Here is a 5,117-nt window from a genome sequence, read left to right on the forward strand (position 1 = left end):
CAAAAAAGAAAACAACGGTATATAAGTTTGCATTTTCGGGAGTTAAGAAGTTCAAAAGTATAAATGCGAGGATGGCGATAAAAAGTCCTATCCGAAAAGAGCGAGCCTTTCCGATTTGATTCGCAATGTAAATGTAAATACCAACCACCAGCACTTCCGAACCGAACAGAGCAGCCGTGGCAATAGGTTTGAGGTCGGGAGTATGCAGGTAATAGTTTAAATAAAAGAATAAAATAGAGTTGATAGCATCGAGAGATATAAAGGCAAAGATATACATACCGAGGTGCATTCGAAAGGATCGGTTCTTGAGTGTAGAAAAAAAGTTTATTATAATATCCTTAAGTTTCAATTCAGCTCGGCTTTCAAAAACAATATTTTCTCTTTCAAAGGTTCCTATAAAAACCAGTAACCAGATTAGAGCATAAAAAATTGCAAAATATAAGGCCATGTAGAAATAGCCTTCACCGGAATTATTATATTGTTTTAAAATTAAAGGTGCCACAACACCCGAAATCAAAGAAGCTACCTGGGAAAAACCCATGCGAAAACCAGATAGTCTGGCCCTTACTTTGTAATCTGATGTCATATCTGCATTCAGAGCTGAGTAAGGAGTAATAAGTATCGTATATACCGTATTAAAAAGCATATAACTCAAAAGATAATATATAAAAATAAAATAATGATTGGTATCCTTAGAAAAAGGAATCAGCCACATAGGTAGTAAGGAAAGGGCTACCGGGATAACTCCTATCAGAAAATAAACCCTTCTTCTTCCGAATCGAGACCGTGTTTTATCCGATATGTAGCCCATGGCCGGGTCAGTAATAGCATCCCAAACGCGGCCCAGGCCAAATACTAATCCGGCCAGAGTTCCGGGTAAGCCGACTGTATTGGTTAAAAAAAACATCAGGTAGAGTCCGATAAGAGTAAAGGCCCCTCCTCCGTATAAATCTCCAATTCCGTATGCAAGTAAATTATGAAATTTTACTTCTCTTTCCTGTTTTTCCAAAATATAATCCTATTATAAAAACGTAATAAGTACCCACATCAGAATAAAACTCAGGACATTACTGATATTCACAAGCGTACCGGCCAGTTCCCTATCATAATCAAATAATACCGAGTAAGGAATAGCTGACATCCCCACAGGTAAGATCAAACCGAGAGCAATTGTGTTTTTAATAGCTTTAGGCTCGTTTAAAAAAATATACAGTAAAACTCCTGTAATCATTCCGAGTGTGTATCTAAGACTTAAAACTTTGAGTGTTTCAATGAAAGTTTGTTTTTCAATTTTGAAGGATAAAAACATTCCTATTACCAGAAGCACAAGGACTGTGTTTGCTTTTGAAACAATATCTATAAAATCTAAGATAATGTCCGGGTAGGTAACATTCATAAATACAAATAAAATAGCCAGCATATAAGACTGTAGGGGAACAAAAAGTAATAGTTTTTTGGCGATATAGGCATAGCTTATTTCTTTTGTATTCGGGGAATAGATAGCAGCTACTGCGTAAGAAGCTCCGAAGACAACAAATGCATTCGCCAAATCAAACATCGCAATATTTAGCAATCCCTCCCGACCCCAGAATGCCTGCACGAAAGGATAGGCAAATAAACCTATATTAAAACCGATACAGGAAGAAATTAAAAGACCTTTCTTATTTTTTTTTAGATGATTCTTGAAAAGAAATATACCGGCAATTGTCATCATAATTCCAAAACCAAGACTTGCTAAAAAAATAAGTAGCAAAGAAAAGCTTAAGCTTGCTTTATAGAATGTTTTTAATACAACTGCCGGTAAGGTAAAATACAAGATTAGATTTATAATTGAACGGCTATCTTCTAATTGCAAAATTTTGATTCTTTTAAAAAAATAACCGATAAGGATGACGCTTACAAATAAAACTAATATTGTATTCGGATTGGTTTTCATACCTATTGTTTGGATTTTAATTCGACTACTTTATAGGAGGCCGAAAAATCCTCCCTTCCCAAGTTATCTCTCAATCCTTCCTGATAGATCCGGTTTACCTGTTCGATACCCGGTAGGTGGAGGTTCTTAGTCTCAGCCAGATTTTTAGTGAGTTGAATGTCTTTGGCCATGTGCTCAAAAGGAAAAGCCGGGGAAAAGTTCCTTTCCTTGATAGCCTTCCATTTACCATCAAGGTAGAAATTTTGTCCTCCGCCGTAAGAAATAGCTTTTACAAAATTTTCTTCAGATATCCCAAAATGGCCAGCCAGAACCAACATTTCATTGACTCCATTCTGGATTTCAGCGACAAGGGAGTTGTGACAGAGCTTCATAGTTAAACCCGCCCCATTTTCTCCGAGATGGATAATGTTTTTCCCCATGCATTCCAATATGGGTCGAATATCATCGAGACCTTCTTTGTCTCCGCCTACATAAATCCCCAGATCACCGCTGATTGCTGCCGGTTTACTTTTAACTACAGGAGCATCGTACATGGTACAGCCTTTTTCTTGAACTTTCAGAGCCAGTTCACGAGAGGTATTCGGTGAGATTGTACTCATGTCGATAATTGTCGTTCCCGGTTTTACTACCGGGAGAAGTGAATTGAAAACTGATCGTACGCTTTCATCATTGGGGACCATCAGGATGATATGTGTAGCAAAGTTGGCTATGTCGGAGATAGATTCAGCTTTTATGCCTCCTTTTTCAACAAGCTTCTCAACTTTAGCAGGATCTACATCAAAAACAGAGCAGGGAAATTTCCCAACTTGAATGATCCTGTCACACATGGACTCACCCATAATCCCGAGACCTATAAAACCAATTTTTTTCATCTTAAATTTTTCCTGACTCAGGTTTCCGAAGTATCGGTTTCTTTCCAGGCGTTAATGAAAATGTCGTTTCCGAAGCCTGTATAGGGACTGAAAAAACTATCTTTAAACACATCAAAGCCGGCAGTAGCAATGTCGGATCCATAGAGGGCAGCCTCAGCTAATTGCTTACCATTTCGAACAGCAGCAGTAATGACTTCGGTTTTATACTGGTAGTTCTTATAGATTTCCATGATTCTACCGATAGTATCGAGAGTAAACTCACCGTTTGTTTCACCCCAGCCGATGAAAGGAGAGCAAAATTTGGAGCCGATTCGGGCTACCTGTATGGCCTGACTGGCTGTAAAAACGAGGGTTACATTTGTCTTAATCCCATCATCATTTAAGGCTTTGGCTGCTGATAAACCCTGTTCGGTGCAAGGAATTTTGATGGCAAAGTTTGGAGAAAGAGCGGCGAGTTTTTTGGCCATCTCTATCATGTCTTTTTTTTCGGTAAGAGTTGGATTGATTTCTACCGAAACAGGAACCTCAGTTCCTTCAAAGTATTCTCCAATTTCACGAATTACACTGTAAAAAGGTTTTCCTGAAGTTTTAATGTGTTTTGGGTTGGTGGTAACTCCATCAATTCCCCAGTTCTCATAGGCATATTTGATCTCATCAATTTTGGCGCTATCTAAAAAATATTTCATCTTTATCCCTTTATAAATACTAAAGTTATGACGCAGGGTCATTTATTCAAATTGAAAAATGCTTTGAATAAATTCAAGAGTAATTAAAACATTTTTTTTAAGACCTTATTTTTTTCCGGAAAACATAAGGGATGTTCTACGATTAAAAAAGGCAATATCACAAAACGCCTGTTAAAATTTAAATCCCTCTGTAGGGTGGAAGTAAGCTACAAACACCCTTTTAAAGCCTGTCCGACTTTTTACTGCCTTACCTCAGTTCCCCTTCTCGCTTCGCATCATTCCCCAAACACCGAAGCCAGGGATCAAAACTTCACTTCTCTCACAAGGTGATGTTTTGTCTCTCCTTCTGTATATTCCACATAGACCTCGATACTGCTTTGTTTCAGTTCTTCATCATTTAAAAGGATTTCCTTATATAGCCTGTTCCGGTTCAAGTTTAGGGGTTCCGGTTTTTGTGTATGGCAGACAACTATCAAACTCTCCCGAGAGAATAATCTTCTCTTTTTCCTTGAGATAGATTACAGAAAAAATGTCCTTCTCTGTGCTGTGGTTCGACAGGCTCAGCAACCGGTTCCGGGGTGTGTTTCCCTCAGGGCGTGGATTAACCCACGCCCTGAGGGAAAACCTCAATTCTTTCGGGGAAGATATTTCTGTCTTTCTAAAAGACGGGCAAGAAGAACCTGCACTATAAAAGTTGTCAGGACGGAAAGAAGACAAACATAAATCAGCTTCTCCAGATCTCGATGAAATAACTCCACATAAGAAAGTAATATGGCAGGTGAGCTCCAGATGAGAAGAAGACTATTTCCAAGTACAGCCACAGAAGAATAGCGTTTTAAAAAGTTAAACCCGACTGTTAAGAAAAAAAGAAATACAATACCCACAATATAATAGGAACTATTATATTTCTGTGCGTCCATTGTAAGGATGATCATATAAGCACTCAATACCACATTTATTGTAATAAAAGTAGTTATGCTTGTGACTCTAACTCCACTATGGTTTGAATACTTTATCCTCGAACTTACAAGGATAAGTCCACAAATAAACGGGTTCAGAAGAAAGAAAACATTCATAAAGGATTTCCAGCTTAATAGAAATGTCTCCCCATCAAAGGATATGAAACTTAAAAACTCATACTGGACTGTGCCATTATCAATCAGGAATGACTTCAGGAAGACAAATAAAAATCCCGAAAGCAGAGCAAAAGAAAGTGAAAAGAAAACACTGAGAACCAACACAAGGGTATTTTGCATTTCTATAGAGTCTTTTGCATCCGATATAAAATTACGAACGAGATAGATACCGGTATTTAAGAAATAGGAAAATAAGACAAAATACAAAAAGCCTTCTACTTCGAAAAGAAACATAGCTGGTATATAAAAAGGAATCCAGAGAAGAGCACGGTATATGTAAGACAGAGAATGTGTGCCATGAAGATAGGGCCGGTTCAAAAGAAGTTCATGCTCAGCTTTCTTCAAAAAAGAAGGCTCGAAGATAAACTCTTTTAGTTTCTTATAATATTCATTTTCCTGTATATTTTTAAACATAAGTATCCCTTCCCAAATTTCTATACAACATCAAGCGACCCAAGCACTGCCTTCCCCCTTTCCTGCGACTTGT

At 37.8% G+C, this 5,117-nt stretch carries 6 protein-coding genes (1 of these 6 only partly in view); all 6 read right to left on the reverse strand.

Going from position 1 to position 5,117, the window contains the following annotated elements; genetic code table 11:
* Positions 1-1,009 carry the 5' portion of an MFS transporter gene (locus tag H7A25_26490; protein ID MCP5503476.1) on the reverse strand. Its footprint begins 488 nt before the window's first position, so only the first 1,009 of its 1,497 coding nucleotides appear in the window; it begins with the start codon at positions 1,007-1,009; its stop codon lies beyond the left edge, outside the window.
* A 12-nt stretch (positions 1,010-1,021) separates the two neighbouring features.
* Positions 1,022-1,936 carry a hypothetical protein gene (locus H7A25_26495; protein ID MCP5503477.1) on the reverse strand — a complete coding sequence of 305 codons (915 nt, stop codon included), beginning with the start codon at positions 1,934-1,936 and terminating at the stop codon, positions 1,022-1,024.
* A gap of 2 nt (positions 1,937-1,938) precedes the next feature.
* On the reverse strand, positions 1,939-2,808 hold the full coding sequence (locus H7A25_26500) for an NAD(P)-dependent oxidoreductase (protein MCP5503478.1): 870 nt from the start codon (positions 2,806-2,808) through the stop codon (positions 1,939-1,941).
* Between the two features lie 17 nt (positions 2,809-2,825).
* Complete coding sequence (locus H7A25_26505; GenBank protein ID MCP5503479.1) at positions 2,826-3,494, reverse strand: transaldolase; 669 nt, start codon at positions 3,492-3,494, stop codon at positions 2,826-2,828.
* 302 nt (positions 3,495-3,796) lie between these two features.
* On the reverse strand, positions 3,797-3,970 hold the full coding sequence (locus H7A25_26510) for a hypothetical protein (protein MCP5503480.1): 174 nt from the start codon (positions 3,968-3,970) through the stop codon (positions 3,797-3,799).
* Positions 3,971-4,120: 150 nt separating this feature from the next.
* Complete coding sequence (locus H7A25_26515; GenBank protein MCP5503481.1) at positions 4,121-5,044, reverse strand: hypothetical protein; 924 nt, start codon at positions 5,042-5,044, stop codon at positions 4,121-4,123.
* Positions 5,045-5,117: the final 73 nt, after the last annotated feature.

This window comes from Leptospiraceae bacterium (genome assembly GCA_024233835.1).
Lineage (GTDB): Bacteria > Spirochaetota > Leptospiria > Leptospirales > Leptospiraceae > JACKPC01.